Raw genomic sequence first — 24,985 nt, forward strand, 5'->3', positions numbered from 1 at the left:
ATTTTAACTTAAAATGCCGACTTGTTGAGTAAACGGTCAGAGGTGTGTCATGAAAAAATTAAAACGCAGTGCAAGATTAGTGGAGATGACGCAATACTTGCTGTACCGGCCTCATTCCTTGATTCCGTTAACCACTTTTGCTGAGCGTTATCAAGCGGCCAAGTCCTCCATCAGCGAAGATTTGGCGATCATTAAGGAAGTGTTTGAAGCGGAGGGCTTCGGTGAACTGCAGACTTTGGCAGGGGCGGCCGGGGGTGTAATATTCATCCCCAAATACCCGAAAACGGCCTCTTTGGAATTGATCCGCAAGCTGTGCGGAATGCTGGAACAACCGGAACGGATCCTTCCGGGAGAATATTTATATATGTCCGATCTTTTGGGTAAGCCGGCGATTATGAATGAAATCGGCAAAATTTTCGCCACGGCGTTCGCCGACCGTGATATTGATGTGGTGATGACGGTAGAGACCAAAGGAATCCCTCTAGCCTATGCGACCGCGACTTTCCTTAATTTGCCGGTCGTTATTGTGCGCAGAGACAGTCAGGTCACGGAGGGGTCGACCGTAAGCATCAATTACGTATCGGGCTCCAACCGGAGGATTCAGACTATGTCATTGGCAAGACGCGCATTGAAGGAGCAATCCAAGGTGCTGATCATCGATGATTTCATGAGAGCCGGCGGGACGATCCAGGGAATGATGGACCTTCTTCAGGAGTTTAAAGCGACTGTGCAAGGCGTTGGAGTGTTGGTTGAATCGGAAGATGTGCGGGAACGACTCGTTACCGACTATGTGTCGCTAGCCAGACTGTCCGTCGATTCGAAAGCGAGAAGTCTGACTGCTGTTCCCGGTAATTATTTTGACTAGAAGGAAGTGATGGAATGAAACCGATCCAAATTGCAACGGAGAAAGCACCGGCCGCCATCGGCCCCTATTCTCAGGCCGTTCAGTTCGGGAATGTACTTTTTACATCCGGACAAATTCCCCTAGGGCTGGACGGCAAGATTGTAGAGGGTGGAATCCGGGAACAAACCCATCAGGTCTTCCGGAATCTTAAAGAAATCCTTGGCGAGGTGGGAGCCGATTTCCAGCATGTGTTGAAGGCGACCGTCTATTTGAAGGACATGGGTATGTTCTCTGAGGTCAATGAAATTTATGCCGAATATTTCGGCAACCACAAACCGGCGCGTTCCACCGTCGAGGTGGCAAGGCTTCCCAAGGATGTTCTTGTCGAAATCGAATTGATTGTAGCGATTGGTGTCGAATAATAACAACTCGGGAAAATATTTTAGAAAATGCCATTTTTTTATCATTGAAAAGAAGGATTTTCCAACAAAATGTGGAAGTCTATACCAAGTCTTTTTGATGATAAAAGGTGGTGAACTTGAGTGCAAATTACAGATGTAAGACTCCGCCGAGTCAACACAGAAGGAAGAATGAAGGCGATTGCATCCATTACGATTGACAACGAATTTGTCGTTCACGATATTCGTGTCATCGACGGGAACAACGGGATGTTCGTAGCTATGCCTAGCAAGCGTACGCCCGATGGAGAGTTCCGCGATATCGCCCATCCGATTTCTTCGACCACTCGCGAAAAAATTCAGGTGGCTGTACTGGCCGAGTATGAAAGAGCCGCTATTGAGGAAGAGCAAGTAATAGAAGAAGGGGCGTAATGCATTTCAGCCCCGCGAAGAGAGCCCGGAATGGGCTCTCTTTTCTTTTTGCAGAAAGTGAGCTATATTCTATAGTGAACCTTATATTAGCTTGGAGTGGTCTGATTTGCAGATAAACAGCATCATATTGGCTGCCGGCTTGGGGAAGCGGATGAAATCTAAGCTGTACAAGATGCTTCATCCGGTTTGCGGAAAGCCGATGGTCGGTCACGTCCTGGATTTGTTGGAAAAGATCGAAACAAAGCGCAAAGTCGCTATCGTAGGCAACGGAGCGGAAGAAATTAAAGCCTACTTGGGAGACCGGGCAGAATATGCGTTTCAGGCCGAGCAGCTAGGCACTGGACATGCAGTGCTACAAGCCAAGCCCCTCCTTGAGAATGAACAAGGAGTCACCATTGTAATATGCGGGGATACCCCTTTGGTTAGAGAAGAAACTCTGAGGGAGATGATCCGTCTTCATCAGGAGAGCGGAGCGGCGGCAACGATCTTGACCGCAGAAATGGAGAATCCCCACGGATACGGCCGGATCACAAGAGACGATCAAGGGCTTGTGACCGGAATTATCGAGCAGAAGGACTGTAACGAGTCCCAGCAATTAATCAAGGAAATCAACGCGGGGACTTATTTGTTCGATAACCACAAGCTGTTCAAAGCTTTGGGCCGCGTGACTAATCATAATGTTCAGAACGAATACTATTTGACTGATGTCATAGGTATTATGAAAGCCGATGGCGACCGGGTAATCGGTTATTGCACCCCCGATCCTTCGGAAGCGGCCGGAATTAACGACCGCATTGGACTGGCGGAAGCGGAGAAGCTTATGAGAGACCGAATTCTCCGGAGGCATATGATAAACGGCGTTACGATTCAAGATCCGGCTCAAACCTATATCGAACCGGATGTGGAGATAGGCCAGGACACGGTACTGCTGCCCGGAACCGTTTTGAAAGGGAAGACCGTCATTGGTGAAGACTGTATTATAGGGCCTTATTCTGAAATTATCGATTCCACCATAGAGCATGGCGGGACGGTCAAGCAGTCCGTGCTGCAGGAAGCGACGGTAGGAGAGCATTCCCATGTCGGCCCGTTCGCCTATTTGCGTCCGGGAGCCCGATTGGGAAGAGACGTTAAGGTCGGCGATTTTGTCGAGATCAAAAATTCAACGCTTGGCGACAACACCAAAGTATCTCATTTGAGCTATGTGGGCGACGCAAAGGTTGGAAAAGATGTCAATATTGGCTGCGGTGCCATTACGGTAAATTATGATGGCTATAAGAAGCACCTGACCGAGGTGGAAGACGGAGCTTTTATCGGCAGCAATGTTAACCTGATTGCTCCTGTCAAAATCGGCAAGGGCGCTTATGTGGTGGCCGGTTCCACTATTACCCATCCCGTAGAGGAAGGGGACCTCGCCATTGCCAGGGAACGACAAACCAACAAACCCGGGTACGCTCAGTTATTGCGCAACCGAATCAAAGCCAGAAACAGTAAAAAAGACTAGCACCGATCTGCCAAGGAGGAACGGCTGGAAATGCCATATTGCGATTCAAAACTTAAAGTGTTTACCTGTAACTCCAATCCTCAGTTAGCCCAGGAAATTGCCGACTATATAGATGTTCCGCTCGGAAGCGCGGATATTGTGCGGTTCAGCGATGGAGAAATCCAAATTAAGCTGAATGAGAGTGTCCGGGGCTCTAATGTATTTCTAATCCAGTCCACATGCAGCCCGGTTAACGACCATCTGATGGAAGTGCTGGTGATGACCGATGCTCTCAAGCGGGCATCGGCCAGAAGCATTAATGTCGTTATTCCGTATTACGGCTATGCACGACAGGACCGCAAGGCAAGATCCCGTGATCCGATCACGGCCAAGCTGGTAGCGAATTTGATTGAGACGGCCGGAGCTCATCGGGTCATTACTATGGATTTGCATGCGATGCAGATTCAAGGATTTTTCGATATTCCGGTCGATCATTTGCTCGGAGTTCCCATATTGGGACAATATTATCGGGATAAAGAATTAAGCAATGTGGTCGTTGTATCTCCAGACCACGGCGGAGTGGTTCGGGCGAGAAGGCTTGCGGACTATCTTAAAGCGCCGTTGGCTATTATCGATAAGAGAAGGCCGGAGCCCAATGTCAGTGAAGTGATGAATATCATTGGAGACATTGAAGGGAAGACCGCCATTCTGATAGACGATATTATCGATACTGCCGGTACGATGACTTTGGCTGCCAACGCACTGATGGAGTATGGCGCCAAGGAAGTTTTCGCTTGCGGAACCCATGCGGTTCTGTCGGGTCCGGCTATGCAGCGGATCGAAGAATCTCCGATTCGCGAGCTGCTGGTAACCAACACCATTCCGATTTCTCATCGCGAGCCATCCCCCAAGATCAAGGCGCTTTCGGTTGCGCCGCTGATGGGAGAGGCCATTATTCGTGTGCACGAAGAACAGTCGATAAGTAATTTATTTGAATAGTTTTGGTTTTGAACCTCCAATATATGGGTAAAGTAACGAGTGAGTATTCTTTCACAAGGTGGTGCTGAGAGTTCTTCTGGGCGGAGCAATCTCCCCATAAGGACTCTGCTATCGCCTCCTTCAGAGAGTCTGCGGTACTCGCTCGCTCTTAAACCTATGCTTGGAGGTATTTGATTATGACCGCTACATTGATAGTGAAGGAACGCCCGGAATTAACGAAGTCTGGACGAAAGCAAGTAAGGAAGGAAGGTTTCGTGCCGGGAAGTGTATATGGCAAGACTATAGGCAGCGTATCGGTCCTGGTGGATAACAAGGAAATTGGGCAGCTTCTAAGGACAAACCCTCATGGAGTCATTGAGATGTCCATGCCTGACGGAGGGAAGCAGCCGGTGATGATCCAGCAGGTGCAGAAGGACCCGCTTTCCGGGGAGCTGCTGCACATCGATTTTCACCTCATCCGCATGGACGAGCCTGTCCGTTCCATGATTCCGGTAGAAATTACCGGAGAGGCGATTGGAGTCAAGGAAGGCGGAATTTTGCAGATAAGGGCTCATGAAGTGGAGGTTAAGTGCCTTCCACAGCATCTTCCCCCGACCATTTCCGTAGACGTATCGAGATTGGGAGTAGGGGAGAATTTGACGGTCTCCGAAATAACCGTACCGTCTGAGCTGGAGATTATTTCAGACCCCCATGAAGTAGTGGTAACTATACTGGCTCCTCAGAAGGAAGAGGCTCCCGATGATACGGAGGCCGAGGAGACAGCCGGAGAAGCACCTGGGCAGCAGGGTGAGGAATAAGATTTCAATTAGGGACACGCCTGATCCGATTCACGAGGCGTGTTTTTTGTCGTTTGATATCATTGCGATATAGTCGGCAGGTGCTATTCTGCCATTAAAAATCCGCCGACCCAAAGGCTTTCCGGCCTTGCCGATTTGATCTTGCGCAAGTTCCCGATTAAAATAGTAAGATAATCATTTATTTACGAAGGTGGATATACGGCTATGAAATGTTTTGTCGGTCTCGGCAATCCCGGAAGGTCCTACGAAAACACCAGGCATAACATCGGTTTTATGGCGATCGATTGGTTTGCCCGTGAGTGGGGAATTCCCATCAAGCAAAATAAGTGCAAAGCGATGATCGGGGAAGGTGTCGTTCAAGGGACTAAAGTATGGCTGATTAAGCCGACGACCTATATGAATCTGTCCGGCGAATCGGTGCGGGCTTTTCTGGATTATTATAAAGCGGAGTTGGAGGATGTTACAGTATTGTATGACGATCTGGATACGGCCTTCGGCAAATTTCGCCTTCGTTATCAGGGAAGCTCGGGTGGACATAACGGAATCAAATCCATCATTCAGCATACGGGGACACAGACCTTCGACCGAATAAGAATCGGAATTTCGCGTCCCGCCCCGGGTTCGGATATTGCCGATTATGTGCTTTCCTCTTTCACCAAGGAAGAATTTAAGCAGCTTCCCGATATATTGGACCGCGTGAGCGAAGCGATGCTTTATTCGATAAGCCATACCTTTGAACAAACGATGGCGAAATTTAACGGTTAGTTACATAATGCCGTCGCCATGGATGGCGTTTGGTCATAATTTTGAATTAAGACCCCGCCAGGCTGACTGGTCAATAACAAACAGTGTGCCCCAACGGTTATCCTATGCTTAATTGCTGCAGAATTGGGCATAATAAGTTGGTATAGGATGACTCCGGGAGGCATAGATATGTCAATACTTTACATTTGCAGGCACTGCCGCAGCCATGTCGGGCAGATTGATAGGGATACGGTGGACGAAGCCCGCCTCGGGTTTCAATTCTTGACCCCCGGCGAGCGCAGAGATATAATATCGTATAACCCGGATGGCAATGTTATTGTCAAGGTTACATGTGATTACTGCCGGGAAGCGCTGGAAGCCAATCCTGAGCTGTCCTTGCTGAGCAATCCGCTGCAATAATCGGAATATATCAATATATAGAGCGTCTATTACTAAGGAATGTTAATGGCCTTGGCAGTTCCGCCGAGGCTTCTTTTTGATGGTCGAGAGGAGTGAATTCATTGCGATCGCTAATACAAGCGCTGTCTCAAGACACCGATTTTCAAACCGTTATATCCGGATTGAAGTCCGGAATGAAGGAACAATTAATAGCTGGTCTGGCCGGTTCTTCGCGTCAGGTGTTGATCGCAGCATTGGCCGATGAGCTTAAGCAGCCGATCCTTGTTGTAACCCACAATATGTTTGCGGCACAGAAAATTGTAGAAGATTTATCCGAGTTCCTTCCTCCGGAGGATGTGCTGTTGTTCCCGGCCCAGGAGCTGATGGCTGCAGAAACCGCTGTGTCCAGCCCGGAGACTCTTGCTCAGCGGATTGATGCGTTAACCCGCTTATCAACCGGATTCAGAGGGGTTCTCGTCACTCCCTACGCCGGCTTGAGGAAGCTGCAGCCGTTGAAGTCCGTATTTGCCGAAGCTCAAGTAACGGTTAGCGTGGGTGAAGCGCTCGAACTGGAAGCCTTCCTGACCCGGATGACGGAGATGGGCTACGAGCGTGTGGATCAAGTAGAGAAGAAGGGCGAGATGAGCGTCAGGGGCGGAATTATCGATATCTTTCCGCTGACATCGCCAAATCCTTACCGAATAGAGCTGTTTGATGTCGAAGTAGACTCAATCCGAACATTTGACGTTGCCAATCAACGATCGATAGACAAAATAAATAAACTGATTATTCCTCCAGGTAAAGAGATTATTGCCGAAGGAAAGCGTTTCCAAAATGCGGCCGAACATGCCTTCGACCTGCTGCAGAAGCAACTGGCAAAAATGACGGACCGTCAAGCCAAGGAGAAGCTGGAAGAGGAGATTCGCAGCGACATAGAACGGCTCAGACAGCAGCAGTCGTTCCCGGGAATCTATAAATATATTTCTTTGCTGTATCCCGAGAGACATACTCTGGCTGATTATATGGACAAAGACACACTGCTGATTCTCGATGAGCCATCCCGTTTGCTGGAAACCGCCAAACAACTGGAAAGAGACGAGGCGGAATGGGTGACCGGGCTGCTGCAGGAAGGTAAAACTCTGCCGGCTTTTGTGCTGTCCAAGACATACGACGTCTTGTTGTACCGACAGCCGTTTCCTACTCTATATGTCTCCTTATTCCTTCGCCAGGTTCCGCAGACCCAGCCGCAGAATATTGTTAACTTCATGAGCCGGGCCATGCAAAATTTCCATGGTCAAATGAATCTGCTCAAAGCGGAAACCGACCGTTGGAAAAAAAGCGGCTATAAAGTGGTTATGCTCGCCAGCGGCGAGGAGCGGATGGAGCGGGTCCGCCGGGTGCTTCATGATTACAAGATTGAAGAGCCGATTTTGCTTGATGGAAATTTACAGAGCGGATTTGAATTGCCTTCGGTTCATTTGGTCGTGCTGACGGAGGGAGAGATGTTCTCCCAGAAGCAGCGCAAGGCCCGTAAAGTAGACAAGAAAATAGAAAATGCGGAACGGATTAAAAACTATCAGGAGCTTAGAGTGGGCGACTATGTCGTCCATGTTAATCACGGGATCGGGAAATATGTGGGCATTGGAACCCTGGAAATCAATGGGATCCATAAAGACTATTTGCATATTCTCTATGCCGGCGGAGACAAGCTGTCAGTTCCTATTGACCAGATAGAGCTCATCCAGAAATATGTAGGCTCTGAAGAGAAGGAGCCCAAGATCTATAAGCTGGGCGGTACGGAATGGAACCGAGTTAAGAGCAAGGTGCGCTCCTCCGTTAAAGATATTGCCGATGATTTAATCAAGCTCTATGCAGACAGGCAGTCCACGCCGGGATATCCTTTCTCCAAGGATACGCCGTACCAGCAGGAATTCGAGAGTCTCTTCCCCTACGATGAGACCCCCGATCAGATACGGGCCATCGAGGAAATCAAGATGGATATGGAGAAGCCTCGGCCGATGGACCGGCTGCTATGCGGTGACGTAGGCTACGGTAAAACCGAGGTCGCTATTCGTGCTGCCTTCAAGGCGGCAATCGACGGCAAGCAAGTGGCCGTACTGGTGCCGACAACGATACTGGCCCAACAGCACTATGAAACGTTCAGGGAAAGATTCTCGGAATATCCGTTCAATATTCAGGTGCTCAGCCGTTTCCGCTCCAAGAAGGAACAGAACGAAACGATTAAAGGAATCAAAACCGGTACGGTTGATATTGTTATCGGGACCCATCGGTTATTGTCCGCCGATATCGTCTTTAAAGAGCTGGGTCTTCTTATAGTGGATGAGGAGCAGAGATTCGGGGTTTCCCATAAAGAGAAGCTAAAGAGGCTTAAAACAAACGTGGATGTTCTTACATTGACGGCTACTCCTATTCCACGGACACTGCATATGTCGATGCTCGGTGTCCGGGATTTGTCGGTCATCGAAACCCCTCCGGAGAATCGCTTCCCGGTTCAAACCTATGTGGTAGAGCATAGCAACACTCTTGTGCGGGAAGCCATTGAGCGGGAATTGGCGAGAGAGGGACAAGTGTATTATTTATATAACCGGGTGCAGGGCATTCAGCAAATGGCCGATCAGATCTCCATGCTGGTGCCGGACGCCAAGGTGGCCGTCGCTCATGGTCAAATGTCGGAGCAGGAGCTGGAGAGGACGATTCTCGACTTCCTGGACGGGGAATACGATGTGCTGGTTAGCACAAGCATCATAGAAACCGGAGTAGACATTCCCAACGTCAACACTCTGATCGTTCATGATGCCGATAAAATGGGGCTCTCCCAGCTGTATCAGCTTCGGGGTAGAGTTGGCCGCTCCAACCGGATAGCTTATGCCTATTTTACTTATCAGCGGGATAAGGTACTTACGGAAGTGGCTGAAAAACGGCTGCAGGCGATTAAAGAGTTCACAGAGCTCGGTTCCGGCTTTAAAATTGCGATGAGAGATTTGGCCATCCGCGGAGCGGGTAATTTGTTAGGAGCGGAGCAGCACGGCTTCATTGCGTCTGTCGGCTTCGATCTGTATTCCCAGATGCTGGGGGAAGAGATCGCCAAGCGGAAGCAGGAGCTGGATGGCGAGGATAAGACCGAGCCCGAATTCTGGAGTACCCAGTTGGATCTTCATATTGACGCCTACCTACCGTCCGATTACATCTATGACAGCATTCAGAAGATCGAAATTTATAAAAAAGTAGCCAATGTGACTACGCTGGAAGAGGCGGGAGATCTTCATGAGGAGCTGGTAGATCGTTTCGGCGATTTGCCGCCGGCAGTCGAAAATTTATTGGCGGTGGCGAGACTAAAAGTTTACGGTTCCATGTATGGGATAGAATCGATTGTGCAGAAGGGAGACGATTATATCCTCAAGATCGATCCCAAGCGGAACAAAGCACTGGAAGGCAAGAAGCTTGTGGCTCTGGCCAAAGAATTTGAAGGCCGTCTGAAGGTTAATCCCGGGGCGCATATCGAGATCGTCGTCAAATGCAAGGGTCTCAAACCAGAACAATCCATAGCATTGTTAGAGCAGTTTTTGGTACAATACAGGGAGGCTTATAAAGAGAAGGGAGAATTGCAAAATGCTGCTAAATAAACCACGCAAGACTAGAGCGCTTATCATAAGCCTCGTCCTGATCGTGATTGTAGCCATGCTGAGCGCCTGTGGGGATAAGAACAAGTCCGGAGCGCAAGGGGAAGTCCTGGCCACTTACAAGGATGGCTCCATTACTCAAAGCGAGTTTGACAAATTTTTCAATACCGTTTCTTTCTTTAATGCCCAGTTCGCCGCAGCCAAAGACATTCCGGGATTCCAGGAATATTTGCTGAAGCAAATGGCCGCACTCGATTTGATGCTTGGACAAGTTTCTGATGAGAGCAAGAAGAATGCGGAAGAGGAAGTCAAGAAGCAGATGGATGAAATCAAAGCCTATTATGAATCTAAAGGGAAAAGCGCTTTGAAGGATCATCTGAAAGAGCTTAACATTACGGAGAAGGACCTGGAGGATTACATTCGTAACAGTCTGGTTGTCATGACGGATTTGGACAGCAAGGTAACCGACGAACAAATCCAGCAATATTACGATAATCTGGTCAATGAGAAAGTATTGGACGTTGTTACGGTGAGCCACATTCTCATCGGAATCAAAGATATGGAAGGTAAGGATCTTCGCACTAAAGAAGAGGCTCTGACTATCGCCAACGAAGTTAAGGGCAAGCTGGACAGCGGAGCGGATTTCGCCGAGCTGGCCAAGGAATATTCCGATGATCCCGGTTCCAAAGATAACGGCGGTAAGTATGAAAATGAGCCGCTATCTGCCAAGAGGTGGGTTCCTCAGTTCCAGCAGGCGGCCGAAGAGCTTCCGTTGAACACCATCAGCGAACCGATCGAAACGGATTATGGATATCATATCATGAGGGTTGATTTCAGAGGCCCGCGTCCATTGGATGATGTAAAGACCAACATTCGCGAAGCCATTACTTCAGAGCAAATTGGCGAGTTTATCGAGTCGGAGCTACCTAATTACGACTTCAAAACCAATCTGCCTGAACCGGAGCCGTCCGAAGCCCCGGATTCTACCGGTACCCCTGAATCCACGGATACGCCGGAATCGGACAAGCCTGCCGATGCCAATGCGGAAACTCCTTCCGAGTCTCCTGCTCCTTCAGCATCGCCGGCCGCTGAATAATATCGATAAACAAGCACTCTCTTCAAGGGAGTGCTTTTGTTTTTTAAAATATAAGAAAGTATAAGTTTTCATCTATACCTGTTCTTATATTTCATCGGTAAACGCGCCCGTCCTAAGGACGGCGATAGCCGTTTATCCTTGGGAGAGAAATAGCGCTATTGGTCCGTCCAGACTAGAAAATTCGAGGGTTCCTGCAATGGAGATTCAAACCCATGTTACTAAGTCACCGTTATTCGTGCGCTCTGTCGAGACTGGCGAAAACATGGAATTGCCCCGGCTTACTAATGTATAAGTTTTTGGAAATCGAAGAATACTTTAAATACACTTTTACTCCAGTGAATCTGATTTCATCAAAGGAAAGAGAGGCATCAGAGACTTATGAAAGCAACTGGAATCGTTCGTCGAATAGACGATTTAGGCCGAGTGGTCATCCCGAAAGAAATACGCCGTACCCTTAGAATCCGGGAAGGAGATCCGTTAGAAATTTTTGTAGATCGGGATGGAGAAGTTATTCTCAAGAAATATTCCCCGATCGGCGAGCTCGGCGATTTCGCTAAGGAATATGCGGAATCATTGTACGAAAGCACTAACCACATCATTCTTATCTCCGACAGAGATACCATTATCGCCGTATCCGGAGCCTCCAAGAAAGATTATATGGAGAAGCAAATCGGTGCATTGGTCGAGAGCTCCATGGAGGGCCGGAAGTCGGTGTTGGAAACCAATCCGGGGCAGCACGACATCTGTAAAGATGTCAAGGAAAGCTACAGTTCTTACGTAATTTCCCCTATCGTTGCAGGAGGGGATCCGATTGGAGCTGTAATTATAACCAGCAAGGATGAGTCTGCCAAGATGGGGCAAATGGAGCTTAAGATGGCTGAGACAGCGGCAGGGTTTCTCGCTAAACAGATGGAGCAGTAATCACGGTTTCAATCATACTCACAGCTTCCTTAAGGCAAGGTGCTCTCACCTTCTGTACAGGAGGCTTTTTCATTTTGCAGTTTGATCAGTTATAATAAGGTCATCCGTTTTATGGAAATGGCATGGAAGTTGGTAATTGTATGGATGACTCTCGCAAACCGTCCTCTTCTGGCCACAGTCTGCTTAAGGGGGCCGCAGTCCTCGGGATAGCTGCGGTCATTTCGAAGCTGCTGGGAACCCTGCAGAAAATTCCGCTGCAAAATATGGCCGGGGACGGAGTATTTGGAATTTATAATGCTGTCTACCCGTTGTATATTCTCATACTGACCATTGCAACCGCCGGTATTCCGATAGCGGTATCCAAATTCGTCTCCGAGCAAACCGTCATGGGGCGTCCCGCGGAAGCAAGAAGAATCCTTAAGCTGGCCAGCGGGGTATTGACTTTGACGGGATTGCTCTGTTTCATTGCCCTGTATGCCGGGGCCGGCGTGATTGCCGGCTGGATGGGAGTTGGGCAGACCGAGAAGGCGATTCGCAGTGTTTCCTTCGCCCTCCTGCTGGTCCCCGTAATGGCCGCGCTAAGGGGCTATTTCCAGGGGATTCAGAATATGATACCCACCGCCGTCTCCCAAGTAGTCGAGCAGCTGGTCAGAGTCGCAACCATGATCGGATTGCTGCTGTATTTCATCGCCCTCGGCATGAGCGAAGAATGGATTGCCGCCGGCGCAACGTTCGGCTCGGTCGCTGGAGCAGGGGCCGGATTGGTCGTCATGCTTCTCTATTGGTGGAAACGAAAAGAGCCCGCTCTGCCTGCAGCCGGGTCGGGAAATCCTTCTTCGCCGGAACCGGCGGCTGCGGGAGATACAGTGCGGAGTGCCGTGGCGGGTAGAATGGATGACGTCGGGGGACAAGCAGCTCGGGCTCGGGAGATGCCTCCGGAACCGGCGCTATCGCTGATCCGACGGTTTTTGCGCTATGCCCTGCCGATATGTTTGGGATCGTTAGTCGTACCGCTGCTGACGCTAGTTGATACGTTTACGATGCCCCGACTGCTGATTTACGGCGGCTTGGACGAAGCCGGGTCCATGTATGCCTTCGGTTTATATAACCACGGGCTGCCGCTCGTGCAGCTCGTATCCATGATCGCGACATCGATGTCCACCGCCCTGATTCCGGCCATAGCGGCAGCGAAAATACGCAACGAGCCCGAAATTATACGAGTTCGCTCGGAATTGGCGATTCGGTTCACCTGGCTGGTCGGTCTGGCCGCTTCCTTCGGTCTGGCGGTGACCGCCGTTCCGCTAAATATCATGTTCTTCAAATCCGCCGAAGGCTGGGAGGCCATGTCTTTGCTGGCCTTCACCGCCGCATTCAGCACGGTAAATATTGTTACATCGAGCATTCTGCAAGGTCTGGGAGCCGTTAAGGTTCCGGTCATTCATCTTTTGATCGGTGTCGTGTTGAAAATAGGCTTCAATCTGCTTCTGATGCCGTTGTGGGGAATTCAAGGCGCGGCTGTGGCGGCAGTGATTGCTTATGGGACCGCCAGCGGCTTGAATTATCGCTACCTGCGCAAGAATATCGGGGTACGAATCACTTTCCGCTCGGGATTGTTTAAGCCGCTGCTGGCAGTAGTATGTATGTGTGCAGGAATTCTGGTTCTTTACTTAGGGCTGGAGCTTGCATTAGATTATCTGGCCCCCGGATTATCGTCGAGAATTCGCTACTCGATTATCGGATTAGCTACAGTCGCCGTTGGAGGATTGATTTACCCTCTGGCCTTGTTGAGGACGGGAGCTGTCAGCCGCTCGGAATTGGCGGCCGTACCGAGCTTCGGGAAAAAAATCGAGCCTTGGTTGGTCCGAATCGGTTTATGGAAGTAAAATTGGTTTAATAGACAAAGGAGGGATGCCCGTGTCCGCTCAAATCACAGTTGTAGGATTGGGAACAGGGGACGAAAACCAGATGACCTTGGGCATCTGGAATAAGCTTCAGACAGCAGCGAGAATATTTTTGCGTACAGAGGAGCATCCGGTTGCGGGGTACATACGCAAAAAAGGAATAGCTTACGAATCCTTTGATGAGATCTACAAGCAATCGCCCACTTTCGAAGAAGTCTATGGCCAGATCGCTGCCCTGCTTATGGAAGAAGCAGTCCGGAGCGGGGAAGAAATCGTCTATGCATTGCCGGGCCATCCTTCGGTTGCCGAGCGAACGACCCAGATATTGAGAGAACGCTGCCCTGACGCGGGAATCGGACTGGAAATTCTGGGCGGTGAGAGCTTCCTCGACCAGGCTTTCCTGCGGTTCGGCTTCGATCCGATTGAAGGCTTCCAGCTGCTCGATGGTACGGCTCTGGATTCCGCTCAGCTGAATCCGATGCTGCATACGGTTGTTGCTCAGGTCTACGACTCCTTCACCGCATCGGATGTGAAGCTCACTCTAATGGAGCTCTATCCGGATGATTATAAAGTCTATGTCGGACATGCCCTCGGAATTGCCGGTGAAGAATCGATTCATGAGATCCCTTTGTTCGAACTGGACCGCCTGAACGGATACGGGAATTTGTCTCTGGTTTGGGTTCCCAAAGCGGAGACGAATGAGCTGGCTAACCGCACCTTCGCCCGGCTGAAGGAAATCGTAGCCATTCTCCGCAGTCCCGAAGGTTGTCCATGGGACCGCGAACAGACACATGCGAGCATTCGCAGCAATCTTATTGAGGAAACCTACGAAGTACTGGAAGCCATTGACGATGATGACCCCGTAGGAATGTGTGAAGAGCTTGGGGATCTGCTGCTGCAGGTAGTCATGCACGCGCAGATGGAGGACGAGGCCGGTTCGTTCACTATTGTCGATGTCATTCAAGGCTTGAACGAGAAGCTTATTCGCCGCCATCCTCATGTATTCGGCGAAAGATCCGCACAAGATGCCGAAGAGGCTCTGTCCAATTGGCAGCAGATCAAGCAGGAGGAGAAGCGGAAACGGGGAGAAGCTCCTGGTCAGCAATCTGTATTGTCGGGTGTCCCCAGAGACCTTCCTGCATTATACAAAGCGGTCAAGCTGCAGAAGAAAGCAGCCAAGGTCGGATTTGATTGGCCGGACCTGCAGGGGGTTTATGACAAAATAACAGAGGAATTGCAAGAGCTGAAAGAGGCGCATAATCAGGATAGCGAGGCCCTGAAATCGGAGTTGGGCGATTTATTGTTTGCGGTTGTTAATCTGGCCAGATTCATGAAGATCGATCCGGAGGAAGCCCTCACGGCAACCAACCGAAAATTCGTGCAAAGATTTGAATACATCGAGAATCAACTGCGTTTAAATGGAAAAACTTTTGACCAAACTGATTTACAAGAGATGGAAGCCTATTGGCAAGAAGCGAAAAAAGTTTAATAAATTGGGTTTTGTCAGCAGGATTTTCCGTTTCCACAAAGAATAACTTATGGCATATCCTTATATGCACTATGTAATTACAGGAGGTAACAACCATGAATAAAACCGATTTGGTAAATAACATTGCACAAAAAAGCGGACTGTCCAAGAAAGACGTGGAGTCTGTATTAAACGGACTTCTGGGTGAAATCACCGACGCACTTTCCAGCGGCGATAAGGTTCAACTGATCGGGTTCGGTACTTTCGAAACCCGTAAGCGCTCCGGCAGAGTAGGCCGCAATCCGCAAACCGGTAAAGAAATCACCATTCCTGAATCTGTCGTTCCGGCCTTCAAAGCAGGTAACAAGCTTAAAGAAGCCGTGAAGTAATGCGACTGGACAAGTACTTGAAGGTTTCCCGTCTGATTAAGAGACGCACTGTCGCCAAAGACGTTTCGGAACAAGGAAGAGTGTGGATCAACGGACGGGAAGCCAAGCCAAGCAGCACCGTTCAGGTAGGTGACGAGCTGACCATTCAATTCGGTCAGAAGTATGTGGTTGTGAGGGTGGACCAGCTCTCGGAATCAACCCGTAAAGAAGATGCTGCTCTTATGTATACTTTATTGCGGGAAGAAGCCCGAACGAATGGTTGAGAGAAAGATTAAGAGACTAACCACAGTTTAGTCTCTTTTTCTACCTTTGCGGTTTCCATTATTTAACCGTATAGGAAGGAACAAGTCCGTGGCAAGGTAAGGTCATTTTCCATAAGATGTATTGGGTCCTGCCAATTAGTGTACCCCTCCGGTTGGCCTCCGATAAACACTCTGTACGTTTTTTTTAAGGCAATCTATCTTTTCCCCGGTTCTAAAATCGGACATCCCTCCATAATGTAGTGTTAGAAGGAGGGGTACATGCCATGGTGGAACAGGGAAAAGTGAAACGTCAGGAAGTCAAGATGCTGAATCGGAAGCTGTTGGAAATCTCCGGTGTGCTGAATGTGGAAAGCTTTGACAGCGAAGAGTTTCTACTCGAAACCGAATGCGGATTTCTTACGATCAAAGGCCAGAATCTGCATATTAAAAATCTCAGTTTGGAGCAAGGCCTTGTAGCGATTGAAGGCTTGGTCCATGCACTAGCTTATTTAGATTCAGGAACCCAGGGAAAATCTAAAGGTTTGTTCGGTAAACTGTTCAAGTGACACTGCACGTCCAGTTTCTCACCATGGGTATGATGTTTGCCAGCGGAGTCGGTATGGGTATTCTATTTGAAACCTATCGCGTGCTGACTGGGCAGCTGCGCGCACCGCGCTGGCTTATTTCCATCCTTGACTTGGTCTATTGGAGCGTTATGACCGTACTGGTCTTTCGTGCCTTATATTTCAGCAATCAGGGTCAGCTTAGGCTGTTCGTATTCATCGGCCTGCTGGCAGGCGGCAGCTTCTATTGGGCCTTCTTGAGGGAAGGGACCGTATGGGTTATCCGTGCATTAATTCGATCGGTTCTATGGCTGGCCGGTTTGATTCGCAGACTGGTTGAGCTTATGATTGTCAAGCCGATTCAACTGCTTTATAAATGTTTAATGATGGTTATCGGGTTTCTTATAGCAGTAGCTATATTCCTCTACAAAATTGTGGTAAAATTACTTTACCCTGTCCTGTTTATATTTATTCGTCCGTTGCTGTTTATTTGGAAGAAGATTCGTTGGCCGCAGTGGATAGCTAACGGTTGGCGAATCATCCGGCAGTTGTTTCAAAAATGGTTCCGAAAATCATAGGAGGAACATTATTCCATGGTACAGGCAAAAAATACAACTAAGAAGAATACTTCCACAATCGGCGCTCGTCGGCGGATTCGTCTGTTGATGATCGTTGTTTGCTGTGTATTGTTGTGGGCAGGCATAACGATCTTGGACCAATCGGATAAACTGGCTGAGAATTCAGCTAAACTTGTGACGCTCGAAACCAAACTGGCGGAAGTAGAGAAAATAAACGAGGAATCCAGAATGGAATTGGACCGTTTGAACGATCCGGAATACCAGGAAGAGAAGGCTCGTAAGGATCTTCAGGTTGCCCGAGAAGGCGAGACCGTATTTGATGTTGTGAAACCGGCCCCCTAGACCTTTGCCTTGTTGACCTCTAATTCCGCTTCATGTATAATCTCCATAGCCAGTCTTTTGAATTTTTTAAGGGAGGAACTTAATCATTTATGGCAATTGAAGTGGGCACCAAGTTAGAAGGAAAGGTGACAGGGATAACTCACTTTGGAGCTTTCGTCGAGCTACCAGAAGGAGGGACCGGCCTCGTTCACATCTCGGAGATAGCCGATAACTACGTCAAGGACGTTAACGATCATTTAAAGCTGGACGATAAAGTCCTCGTTAAGGTGATTAATGTCGATAAGGACGGCAAAATCGGTCTATCCATTAAGCAAGCTGTTGATAAGCCCCTGGCAGCTGAAAGGCCCGCTCGACCTGAACGACATGGTGGGGGATCGTACGGGGATCGAAGAGAAGGCGGCGGAGGGTACCGCGGTCATGACCGAGGCGGACGCCCATTTAAACCTCCCATTGGCAAATCTTCCTTCGAGGATAAAATGATCAAATTTCTTAAAGATAGCGAAGAACGCATCTCGTCTCTTAAGAAGAACACGGAATCGAAGCGTGGAGGGAGAGGCGCAAGACGCGATTAATATACGAAATTATGTCCGCAAGCCTGATTTATCGGGCTTGCGGTCTTGTCTATTCGGGAGTTTCCCGAATTAAAATTATAAGTTGTCACTACCGCTTGACTTCCATATACATCTTGGTATATAGTATTGCTTGTTATGGCGGCGTAGCTCAGCTGGCTAGAGCGTACGGTTCATACCCGTGAGGTCGGGGGTTCGATCCCCTCCGCCGCTATTGTTATTACTCCATTCCGACAGTATGGAGACCATTAATTAAAGAATAGAGGCATCCGTGAGGATGCTTTTTTTTTTTACCACAAAGGAATCTTTAAGTTCTTACCGTTTTAATACGATGAAGAACAAGGATTCCTATTGGCATAGAAAGCTATCTTTAAAACTGGGTTATTCGACTTCGAAAAGGCTTCGTTTTAGAAGCTTTTTTTATTTTTTTCAATGCGAAGACTTCGACACGAACGCTCGGCAAGTTCGGCACCATCCCTCGCCTAAAAATGGCAAAGGCTACTATGAACCCGCAGGATTAGGGAAAGCCGACGCTGTTTTTTTGCACAAAACGGGATAGGTCGGGAAGGTTTTTGTCGGAAATTTTTTTGAATCTACCTTCTCATTCTGACAAACTTCCTGATAGATTCTTTCTATAATAGAGGACACAAGAAAACCGGTTAGGTGGTGTCCGATCTATGCAAAAGCAATCTGGTGTACAAGGGGTGAAGGGCCATTGCTCTTCATGGGTGAAGCAGGTTAAAGAAAACACAGGCAAGAGATTGGCCGATAGCCGTATCATTCAGGCCTGGATGGTGAAACGATGGGCCGTGCTGCTTGTCGTCATTGCTTTCTTGTTGGGAAGAGCGACGATTCTCGATGAACTTTCTCCTTTCGCCCTTGCTTATTTCGCCGTCTTCTATTATCTCCGCAAAGATTTGCTTCATTGGGTCGGAGTGGCGTTATGCGCGGGAAGCTTATTATCCGCACACGGCAGCGCAGGATACATCGTGGCCCAGATGCTGGTATTTCTCCTTATTCAAAAAGGGCTGGAGAAATATGAGAAAGCCGAGCTTTCTTATGTACCGCTATTGGTATTTATGACCGGGTTCTCCGTCAAATTGTTCAGCCATCTGGTAGCGGCCAATCTATCTTGGTATACGTTGATGATGACCGGAATTGAATCGACATTAAGCTTGATTCTTACGCTTATATTCATCCAGGCGGTTCCCGTGTTTACGATTGCGAGAAAGAAGCATGGGCTCAAGACGGATGAAATAATTTGTCTGATCATACTGCTCGCATCCGTCATGACGGGAACGGTGGGCTGGGTAATTGGAAACGTAACGGTAGAGCATGTCCTGTCAAGATACTTGATCTTGTTGTTTGCTCTGGTGGGAGGAGCGCCCCTGGGGGCTTCTGTCGGTGTGGTAACTGGCCTCATTCTCAGCTTGGCGAATGTAAACGCTATTTACCAGATGAGTTTGCTTGCTTTCGCAGGAATGCTTGCCGGGCTCATGAAGGAAGGCGGGCGCTTGGCCGTGGCGCTGGGCATGCTCATTGGTTCGTCCATTCTTTCCATCTACATCGGGGACCAGACAGCTTTTCTCCAATCCACCTGGGAATCCGCGGCGGCGGTCGTTCTGTTCTTGCTCACGCCTAAGAGTATCGTCTATACATTGGCAACTTATATTCCGGGAACCCAGGAAAATATGAAGTCCCATTATGATTATGCCAGAAGGGTCCGGGATATTACGGCCGAAAGGGTGCAGCAGTTCTCCGAAGTATTCCGCCAGCTGTCCCGCAGCTTTAAACAGCTGACGACAGAAGGCTATTCGGCTAACCGTGAAGGGGAAGTGGAGCATTTCATGAGTGCCGTATCGCAGAAATTTTGTACCAATTGCGGCAAGCGGGATGCTTGCTGGAGCCGTGATTTTGCCAAAACCTATACATTTATGACGGAAATGATGACCGCCATTGATAAGAATGAAGCCCCTGCCAAGCGGGATATCCCGAAGGAATGGACTCGCGCCTGCATTAAAACGGAGCGGGTGCTGAACACAATGCTTCATGAATATCAGCTCTACAAAAATAATTTGCACTGGAAAAAACAAATACTGGAGAGCCGGCAGCTTGTAGCGGATCAATTAACAGGCGTATCTCAGGTCATGGAAGATTTGGCCAAGGAAATCAAAAGGGAGGGTCAGGAGCTATTTTTGCAGGAGGAGCAGATCCGCAGCGCTTTGGAAGAACTGGGGTTGTCGATTCACAGTATTGATATTATAAATCTTGAGGAAGGAAATGTTGAAATTGAGGTGGTGCATCAATATTTAAAAGGCTATGATGAATGCCGCAAGATTGTCGCTCCTCTATTATCAGACATTATTGGCGAAAATATAGCGGTTAAGAGAGAAAGACCGTCCGAAAGGGGAGAAGGCTACTATACGGTTATGTTCGGGTCCGCCAAGGAATATGAAGTCGAGACGGGTATTGCCGGAGCGGCCAAAGGAGGGGATTTGCTGTCCGGGGACAGCTTCAGCACCGTGGAGTTGGGAAATGGAAAGTTTGCGGTTGCTCTAAGCGATGGAATGGGCAACGGCGAGCGGGCCCGGGCGGAGAGCAGCACGGCTCTCAATATTTTGCAGCAGCTTCTGCAGTCGGGCATGGACGAGAAGCTGGCGATCAAATCGGTCAATTCGGTCTTGATGCTTCGCTCGCCGGACGAAATTTTCGCTACGGTGGACATGGCTTTGATCGATTTGTACAGCGCGCAAACGACATTTATGAAGATAGGCTCGACCCCCAGCTTTATTAAGCGGGATAATGAAGTGATTTCCATCATGGCAAACAATCTGCCGGTAGGAATTTTGCAGGAAATTGATGTCGATCTCGTCAGCGTTCAGCTGAAGCCGGGTGACGTTCTAATTATGATGACGGATGGTATTTATGATGCTCCCGGATATGCGGTTAACAAGGAGCTATGGATGAAACGGGTCATTCAGGAGATGGATTTGTCCGATCCGCAGGAATTTGCAGATTGCCTGCTGGAGAGAATCGTACGCTATCAGCAAGGGGACATTGCCGATGACATGACGGTTATCGTTGCCAAAATAGAGCGCTTCCAGCCGGAGTGGGCTACCTTTAGCTGGCCCGGTGTTTCCCGCATCGAGCGCCCCAAGGTGGTGAGTTAATAAAGGAGAGACTCAAGTAATCATGCTGAACGAAAGACCTGCAAATCGGCAGGTCTTTCGTCATTTTAAAAAAAGAGAGATCTACTCCCTATTTTTTTATCCTGCCTCCTATATTTACTTACATTAGATATGAGCTTGCTTTAACCCCTCTCCGTATAAAGTCTAGCAAACGGGCAACACTGGTTAATAGGTTGGTAGAAGCAGCCATTCTACTTTATTCAAATCAGGGGAGGGGCATGATGAAACAGATTATTTTGATCACGGACGGTTGCTCGAATGTTGGTATAAGCCCTGTCGCAGCAGCGGCCAGAGCTTTGGCCGAGGGGATCGTGGTGAATGTTATCGGAGTGATTGACGAAGGGGAAACCGGTCATTACGGAATAGAAGAAATCAACGACATCGCCCGGGCTGGAGGGGGCTTAAGCCGTATGGTCGCGCCAAGTATGGTGGCTCAGACGATGCAGATGATGACCCGCAAGACGATGCTGCATACGATTCACGATGCCGTCAATCATGAGCTCAAGCAGATTGTCGGACCCGGAGCCGCTTTGGAAAAGCTGCATCCCGAACAGCGCTCCCAGGTTGTGCAGGTGATCGACGACCTCGCGGAAACGTCGGAGATGAAGGTGGCGCTGTTGGTGGATGCCAGCGCCAGCATGAAGCCCAAGCTGGAGACGGTAAGAGAAGCGATCGGCGATCTTATGCTAAGTATACAGGCTCGTAAAGGGAAAAGCGAAATCGCCGTGTTTCATTTTCCGGATGCGAAAGGACAGAGGGAAGTGTGCATGGACATGGATTGGACCACCCGGCTTGCAAATGTACGCGATTTATTTTATAAAATAAACATGAAAGGTACGACTCCCACCGGCCCCGCCCTGCTCCATGTTATCCGTTTTCTGTCTGGAGAGCGTAACGGCGAAATGGATGGTGGAGAACCGGCTGCGGGAATAACCCATTCCCGGCAGCCGGGCAAGGACGGGATGCTGAGTGACTACGTCGTCTGAGATGGAGTTTATACAAGGGACGCCGATCATTGGCAAGTGGAAGCGAAATACGTACGTGGTGGAGAGAAAGCTCGGGGAAGGAGCGAACGGCAAGGTTTACCTGGTTCGCCGGGACCGCTGCTGGTATGCTTTGAAGCTGGGCTTCAATGCCGTTGATTTGCAATCCGAGATCAACATGATCCGGAAGCTGTCGCAGGCCCCCGGCGATTTCCGCAACTTCTTCGTCGATGCGGATGATGCCGAACATGCCGGGCAGGTCTATTCCTTCTATGTAATGAGATATGTCCGGGGAGACCCTCCGGATGTATTTCTGAAGAATTCCGGAAGGGAATGGATGCAAGTGATCGGGCTTCACCTGCTGAGGAAGCTCGTTGACCTCCATCGGCAAGGGTTTGTCTTCGGCGATTTGAAGCTGGAGAACGTGTTGGTATCCCGGTACGGTGAAGTAGAGCTGATTGATTTTGGCGGTGTAACCGTCATGGGGAACGGGGTCAAGCAGTTTACCGAGGTTTATGACCGCGGTTATTGGAACGGCGGGAGCCGGAAGGCGGATGATGGATACGACTTGTTCTCGTTCGCTATTCTTTGCATGAGATTGCTTGGAGGGCACAACAGCTGCATTACTCCCCAACTCATTCCCCAGAACCGGAACATCGATGTGCTGCTGGAAGAACTGGATAACCCTGCATATTCCGGGTACGAGGATTTCGTGCGAAGATCGCTCATCGGGGAGTTCCGCTCCTCCGAAGAAGCTTTCGCGGAGTGGAAAGCACTGCCGATTTCCGCCATGGCATCCCCGAACAAAGCCCTTGGCTTGCCTCCGGGTGCAGGACATTGGGTAGCCTGCAGCTTCGCCGCATCCCTTCTTATATTTGGATTGGCGCTATATTTTGTCTGGTCCTGACCTTCTTGCCCGCCGAAAGGAAAGAGTGCATAATGGAGCTTATCCGCAGAGTGGAAGACAAGATTAATAAGGAACGATGGTTTGATCCAGGAGAACGCATAGTTGTCGCGGTATCGGGCGGTCCCGATTCGGTCGCGCTGCTGCATCTCCTGTTTCTGCTTTCTAAGCGGCACGGCTGGAAGCTTCTGGTGGGCCATGTCAACCATCAGTTTCGCGAAGAATCGGAGGAAGAAGCTGAATTTGTCCAAGAGTGGGCGGCTTCACTCGGCTTGCCCTGCAAGGTTGGAGTGATCAATGTGCCCCGTTATATAGAAGAAACTGGGGATAACCCGCAGAACGCAGCCAGGGAGCAGCGCTACCGGTTTCTGACCTCCATTGCGAGGGAATTCGGGGCCCGCAAACTGGCGCTGGGACATCATGCGGACGATCAGGCGGAAACCGTGCTGATGAGGCTGATTCGCGGAACGGGTCCGTCCGGGCTTGCGGGCATACCTGCCGCCAATACGATGGATGGCGTCGAGCGGATACGCCCTCTGCTCGAAGTGTACAAGGCCGAGCTGGTGAATTACTGTACGGAGCATCATCTGACCTATTATGTCGACCGCAGCAACGAAGAACGCAAATATGCCCGGAATCGGGTCCGGTTGGACGTCATCCCGGAGCTGACGAAGTATAATCCGCAATTTGTAGAATCACTCAATCGTCTGTCCTTAATGATCCGGGAAGAGGACGATTACATGGATCGGGAAACCGCCGCGGCATATAAACGCATCGTCCGCTCCACCCCGGAAAACGGCGAAATATCATTTTCCAGAAAAGAGTTCATAAGTTTACATGTTGCTTTACAAAGGCGTTTGATTAAACTAATATTAAATTATCTCAATTTTTGTGCGGATTCCGTTGAATTTACGGGCGTGGAATTGCTGCGAGAGGCGATTTTACAGGAGCGGAGCTCCACCCTTACCTTGGAAGCAGGCGACCGGATCCGCTTTTTTAAAGAATACGACCGGATCGGGTTTGTGCGGAACTATTCACCTTCCCGCCCGTTCCATTACCCTGTAGAGCTGAACCGGAGCTCGCTGTACTTGCCCGAATCGGGCATGTCTATGGAGTATTTCATTACCCGTTCTTGTGAAGATTGTCACGGCTTTGGACAGAGGACCAGGGATTGCGCGATGTTCGACCTGGATCTGCTGGAGCTGCCGTTGACGGTCCGAAGCCGGCTAGCCGGCGACAGGATGCAGGTTCTTGGTTTAAACGGTTCTAAAAAGGTAAAAGATATTTTCATCGATGCTAAAATTTCTCCAAGGGAACGGGATCGTGTTCCTTTAGTCGTCGATGGGGCCGGTCGGATTATATGGATACCAGGAATTAAACGATCCGAGCATGCTGTTGTGACGAACCGGACCGCCCGATACTTATATATGAAGGTTACCCGGGAATCCACTTAATGAGATCAGTATGTACGCATTCGTTTTTTCATAGTATAAAGTAGGAGGTTTCATTGTTGCATAACGACATAAAGGAAGTGCTGTACACCGAGCAGCAGCTCGAGCAGAAGGTGCAGGAGCTTGGCCGCAAAATTAGCGAGGATTACCAGGGCCGCAACTTGTTCGTCATCTGTGTTCTGAAGGGCGCATTTATTTTTATGGCCGATCTTGTCAAACATATTACTGTACCGCTTGAGCTTGATTTCATGGCGGTGTCCAGCTACGGGCAATCGACTAAATCATCGGGGGTTGTCAAGATTATTAAAGACCTGGATGTACCGCTGGAAGGCCGTGATGTCCTCATTGTCGAAGACATTATCGATAGCGGCTTGACCCTGAGCTATCTCATCGACATTCTGGAGAGAAGAAATGCTCATTCCGTTTCGGTGGTCGCCCTGTTCGACAAGCCCGCGCGGAGAACGGTCGAGTTAACGCCGGATTATACAGGATTTACCCTGCCGGACGAATTTATAGTCGGGTACGGGTTGGATTACGCGGAGAAATACCGGAACCTGCCTTATGTCGGCATCTTAAAAGAAGAAGTATACTCTAAAGCTTAGGCTGCGAAGTCAATATTACGCTCTATTGTGAAGCCGAGACCTGCTGTGGTAAAA

24 protein-coding genes and 1 tRNA gene are annotated in these 24,985 nt (G+C 49.3%); all 25 read left to right on the forward strand.

Annotated elements, in window-relative coordinates:
- Nucleotides 1-49 precede the first annotated feature (49 nt).
- The 25 genes from purR (at nt 50) to hpt (ending at nt 24,931) form a co-directional block, all read left to right on the forward strand.
- Complete coding sequence (purR, locus tag ACTHRH_RS22135; RefSeq protein ID WP_379288053.1) at nt 50-865, forward strand: pur operon repressor; 816 nt, start codon at nt 50-52, stop codon at nt 863-865.
- Nucleotides 866-879: 14 nt separating this feature from the next.
- Entirely contained in the window at nt 880-1,266 is a 387-nt protein-coding gene (locus tag ACTHRH_RS22140) for a RidA family protein (RefSeq protein WP_144936720.1), read from the forward strand.
- A 120-nt stretch (nt 1,267-1,386) separates the two neighbouring features.
- Nucleotides 1,387-1,674 carry a septation regulator SpoVG gene (gene spoVG / locus ACTHRH_RS22145; protein ID WP_144936723.1) on the forward strand — a complete coding sequence of 96 codons (288 nt, stop codon included), beginning with the start codon at nt 1,387-1,389 and terminating at the stop codon, nt 1,672-1,674.
- Nucleotides 1,675-1,780: 106 nt separating this feature from the next.
- A complete protein-coding gene (gene glmU, locus ACTHRH_RS22150; RefSeq protein WP_440417679.1) occupies nt 1,781-3,175 on the forward strand; it encodes a bifunctional UDP-N-acetylglucosamine diphosphorylase/glucosamine-1-phosphate N-acetyltransferase GlmU in 1,395 nt (464 codons plus the stop codon).
- A gap of 30 nt (nt 3,176-3,205) precedes the next feature.
- The gene (locus ACTHRH_RS22155) at nt 3,206-4,153 is read left to right on the forward strand and encodes a ribose-phosphate diphosphokinase (RefSeq protein ID WP_144936730.1); all 948 of its coding nucleotides are present in this window, start codon (nt 3,206-3,208) and stop codon (nt 4,151-4,153) included.
- 176 nt (nt 4,154-4,329) lie between these two features.
- The gene (locus tag ACTHRH_RS22160) at nt 4,330-4,950 is read left to right on the forward strand and encodes a 50S ribosomal protein L25 (RefSeq protein ID WP_144936733.1); all 621 of its coding nucleotides are present in this window, start codon (nt 4,330-4,332) and stop codon (nt 4,948-4,950) included.
- Between the two features lie 204 nt (nt 4,951-5,154).
- Nucleotides 5,155-5,715, forward strand: coding sequence for an aminoacyl-tRNA hydrolase (gene pth / locus ACTHRH_RS22165; protein WP_144936736.1), 561 nt, complete (start codon nt 5,155-5,157; stop codon nt 5,713-5,715).
- A 168-nt stretch (nt 5,716-5,883) separates the two neighbouring features.
- Nucleotides 5,884-6,114, forward strand: a complete 231-nt coding sequence (locus ACTHRH_RS22170; protein WP_144936740.1) for an anti-sigma-F factor Fin family protein — start codon at nt 5,884-5,886, stop codon at nt 6,112-6,114.
- Between the two features lie 101 nt (nt 6,115-6,215).
- Nucleotides 6,216-9,737: a transcription-repair coupling factor gene (mfd, locus tag ACTHRH_RS22175; protein ID WP_379288058.1), complete on the forward strand. Its 3,522-nt coding sequence runs from the start codon at nt 6,216-6,218 to the stop codon at nt 9,735-9,737.
- Nucleotides 9,724-10,830, forward strand: coding sequence for a peptidylprolyl isomerase (locus ACTHRH_RS22180; RefSeq protein ID WP_379288060.1), 1,107 nt, complete (start codon nt 9,724-9,726; stop codon nt 10,828-10,830). Before mfd ends, ACTHRH_RS22180 begins: the two co-directional genes overlap by 14 nt.
- A 378-nt stretch (nt 10,831-11,208) precedes the next feature.
- The gene (spoVT, locus tag ACTHRH_RS22185; RefSeq protein ID WP_144936749.1) at nt 11,209-11,751 is read left to right on the forward strand and encodes a stage V sporulation protein T; all 543 of its coding nucleotides are present in this window, start codon (nt 11,209-11,211) and stop codon (nt 11,749-11,751) included.
- A gap of 140 nt (nt 11,752-11,891) precedes the next feature.
- Entirely contained in the window at nt 11,892-13,634 is a 1,743-nt protein-coding gene (locus ACTHRH_RS22190; RefSeq protein WP_379288062.1) for a putative polysaccharide biosynthesis protein, read from the forward strand.
- Nucleotides 13,635-13,659: 25 nt separating this feature from the next.
- Nucleotides 13,660-15,141 carry a nucleoside triphosphate pyrophosphohydrolase gene (gene mazG / locus ACTHRH_RS22195; protein ID WP_379288064.1) on the forward strand — a complete coding sequence of 494 codons (1,482 nt, stop codon included), beginning with the start codon at nt 13,660-13,662 and terminating at the stop codon, nt 15,139-15,141.
- A 95-nt stretch (nt 15,142-15,236) separates the two neighbouring features.
- A complete protein-coding gene (locus ACTHRH_RS22200) occupies nt 15,237-15,509 on the forward strand; it encodes an HU family DNA-binding protein (protein WP_144936758.1) in 273 nt (90 codons plus the stop codon).
- Complete coding sequence (locus ACTHRH_RS22205; RefSeq protein WP_150960554.1) at nt 15,509-15,772, forward strand: RNA-binding S4 domain-containing protein; 264 nt, start codon at nt 15,509-15,511, stop codon at nt 15,770-15,772. Before ACTHRH_RS22200 ends, ACTHRH_RS22205 begins: the two co-directional genes overlap by 1 nt.
- 263 nt (nt 15,773-16,035) lie before the next feature.
- Nucleotides 16,036-16,317, forward strand: a complete 282-nt coding sequence (yabP, locus tag ACTHRH_RS22210) for a sporulation protein YabP (protein WP_144936764.1) — start codon at nt 16,036-16,038, stop codon at nt 16,315-16,317.
- Nucleotides 16,314-16,892, forward strand: a complete 579-nt coding sequence (gene yabQ / locus ACTHRH_RS22215; RefSeq protein ID WP_144936767.1) for a spore cortex biosynthesis protein YabQ — start codon at nt 16,314-16,316, stop codon at nt 16,890-16,892. The genes yabP and yabQ overlap by 4 nt, the downstream gene beginning before the upstream one ends.
- Nucleotides 16,893-16,907: 15 nt before the next feature.
- Nucleotides 16,908-17,234, forward strand: coding sequence for an FtsB family cell division protein (locus ACTHRH_RS22220; protein WP_150960552.1), 327 nt, complete (start codon nt 16,908-16,910; stop codon nt 17,232-17,234).
- Nucleotides 17,235-17,323: 89 nt separating this feature from the next.
- On the forward strand, nt 17,324-17,806 hold the full coding sequence (locus tag ACTHRH_RS22225) for a S1 domain-containing RNA-binding protein (RefSeq protein WP_144936773.1): 483 nt from the start codon (nt 17,324-17,326) through the stop codon (nt 17,804-17,806).
- Between the two features lie 137 nt (nt 17,807-17,943).
- Nucleotides 17,944-18,017, forward strand: a tRNA-Met gene (locus ACTHRH_RS22230).
- Nucleotides 18,018-18,480: 463 nt separating this feature from the next.
- The gene (gene spoIIE, locus ACTHRH_RS22235; protein WP_144936776.1) at nt 18,481-20,973 is read left to right on the forward strand and encodes a stage II sporulation protein E; all 2,493 of its coding nucleotides are present in this window, start codon (nt 18,481-18,483) and stop codon (nt 20,971-20,973) included.
- Nucleotides 20,974-21,212: 239 nt separating this feature from the next.
- On the forward strand, nt 21,213-21,977 hold the full coding sequence (locus tag ACTHRH_RS22240; RefSeq protein WP_370451795.1) for a vWA domain-containing protein: 765 nt from the start codon (nt 21,213-21,215) through the stop codon (nt 21,975-21,977).
- A complete protein-coding gene (locus tag ACTHRH_RS22245) occupies nt 21,961-22,881 on the forward strand; it encodes a protein kinase domain-containing protein (protein WP_144936781.1) in 921 nt (306 codons plus the stop codon). The genes ACTHRH_RS22240 and ACTHRH_RS22245 overlap by 17 nt, the downstream gene beginning before the upstream one ends.
- Nucleotides 22,882-22,913: 32 nt before the next feature.
- Entirely contained in the window at nt 22,914-24,332 is a 1,419-nt protein-coding gene (tilS, locus tag ACTHRH_RS22250) for a tRNA lysidine(34) synthetase TilS (RefSeq protein WP_144936784.1), read from the forward strand.
- A gap of 56 nt (nt 24,333-24,388) precedes the next feature.
- Complete coding sequence (gene hpt / locus ACTHRH_RS22255; protein WP_150960550.1) at nt 24,389-24,931, forward strand: hypoxanthine phosphoribosyltransferase; 543 nt, start codon at nt 24,389-24,391, stop codon at nt 24,929-24,931.
- The last annotated feature ends 54 nt before the right edge of the window (nt 24,932-24,985 follow it).

This window comes from Paenibacillus sp. SAFN-117 (genome assembly GCF_051966115.1).
GTDB lineage: Bacteria > Bacillota > Bacilli > Paenibacillales > NBRC-103111 > Paenibacillus_L > Paenibacillus_L residui.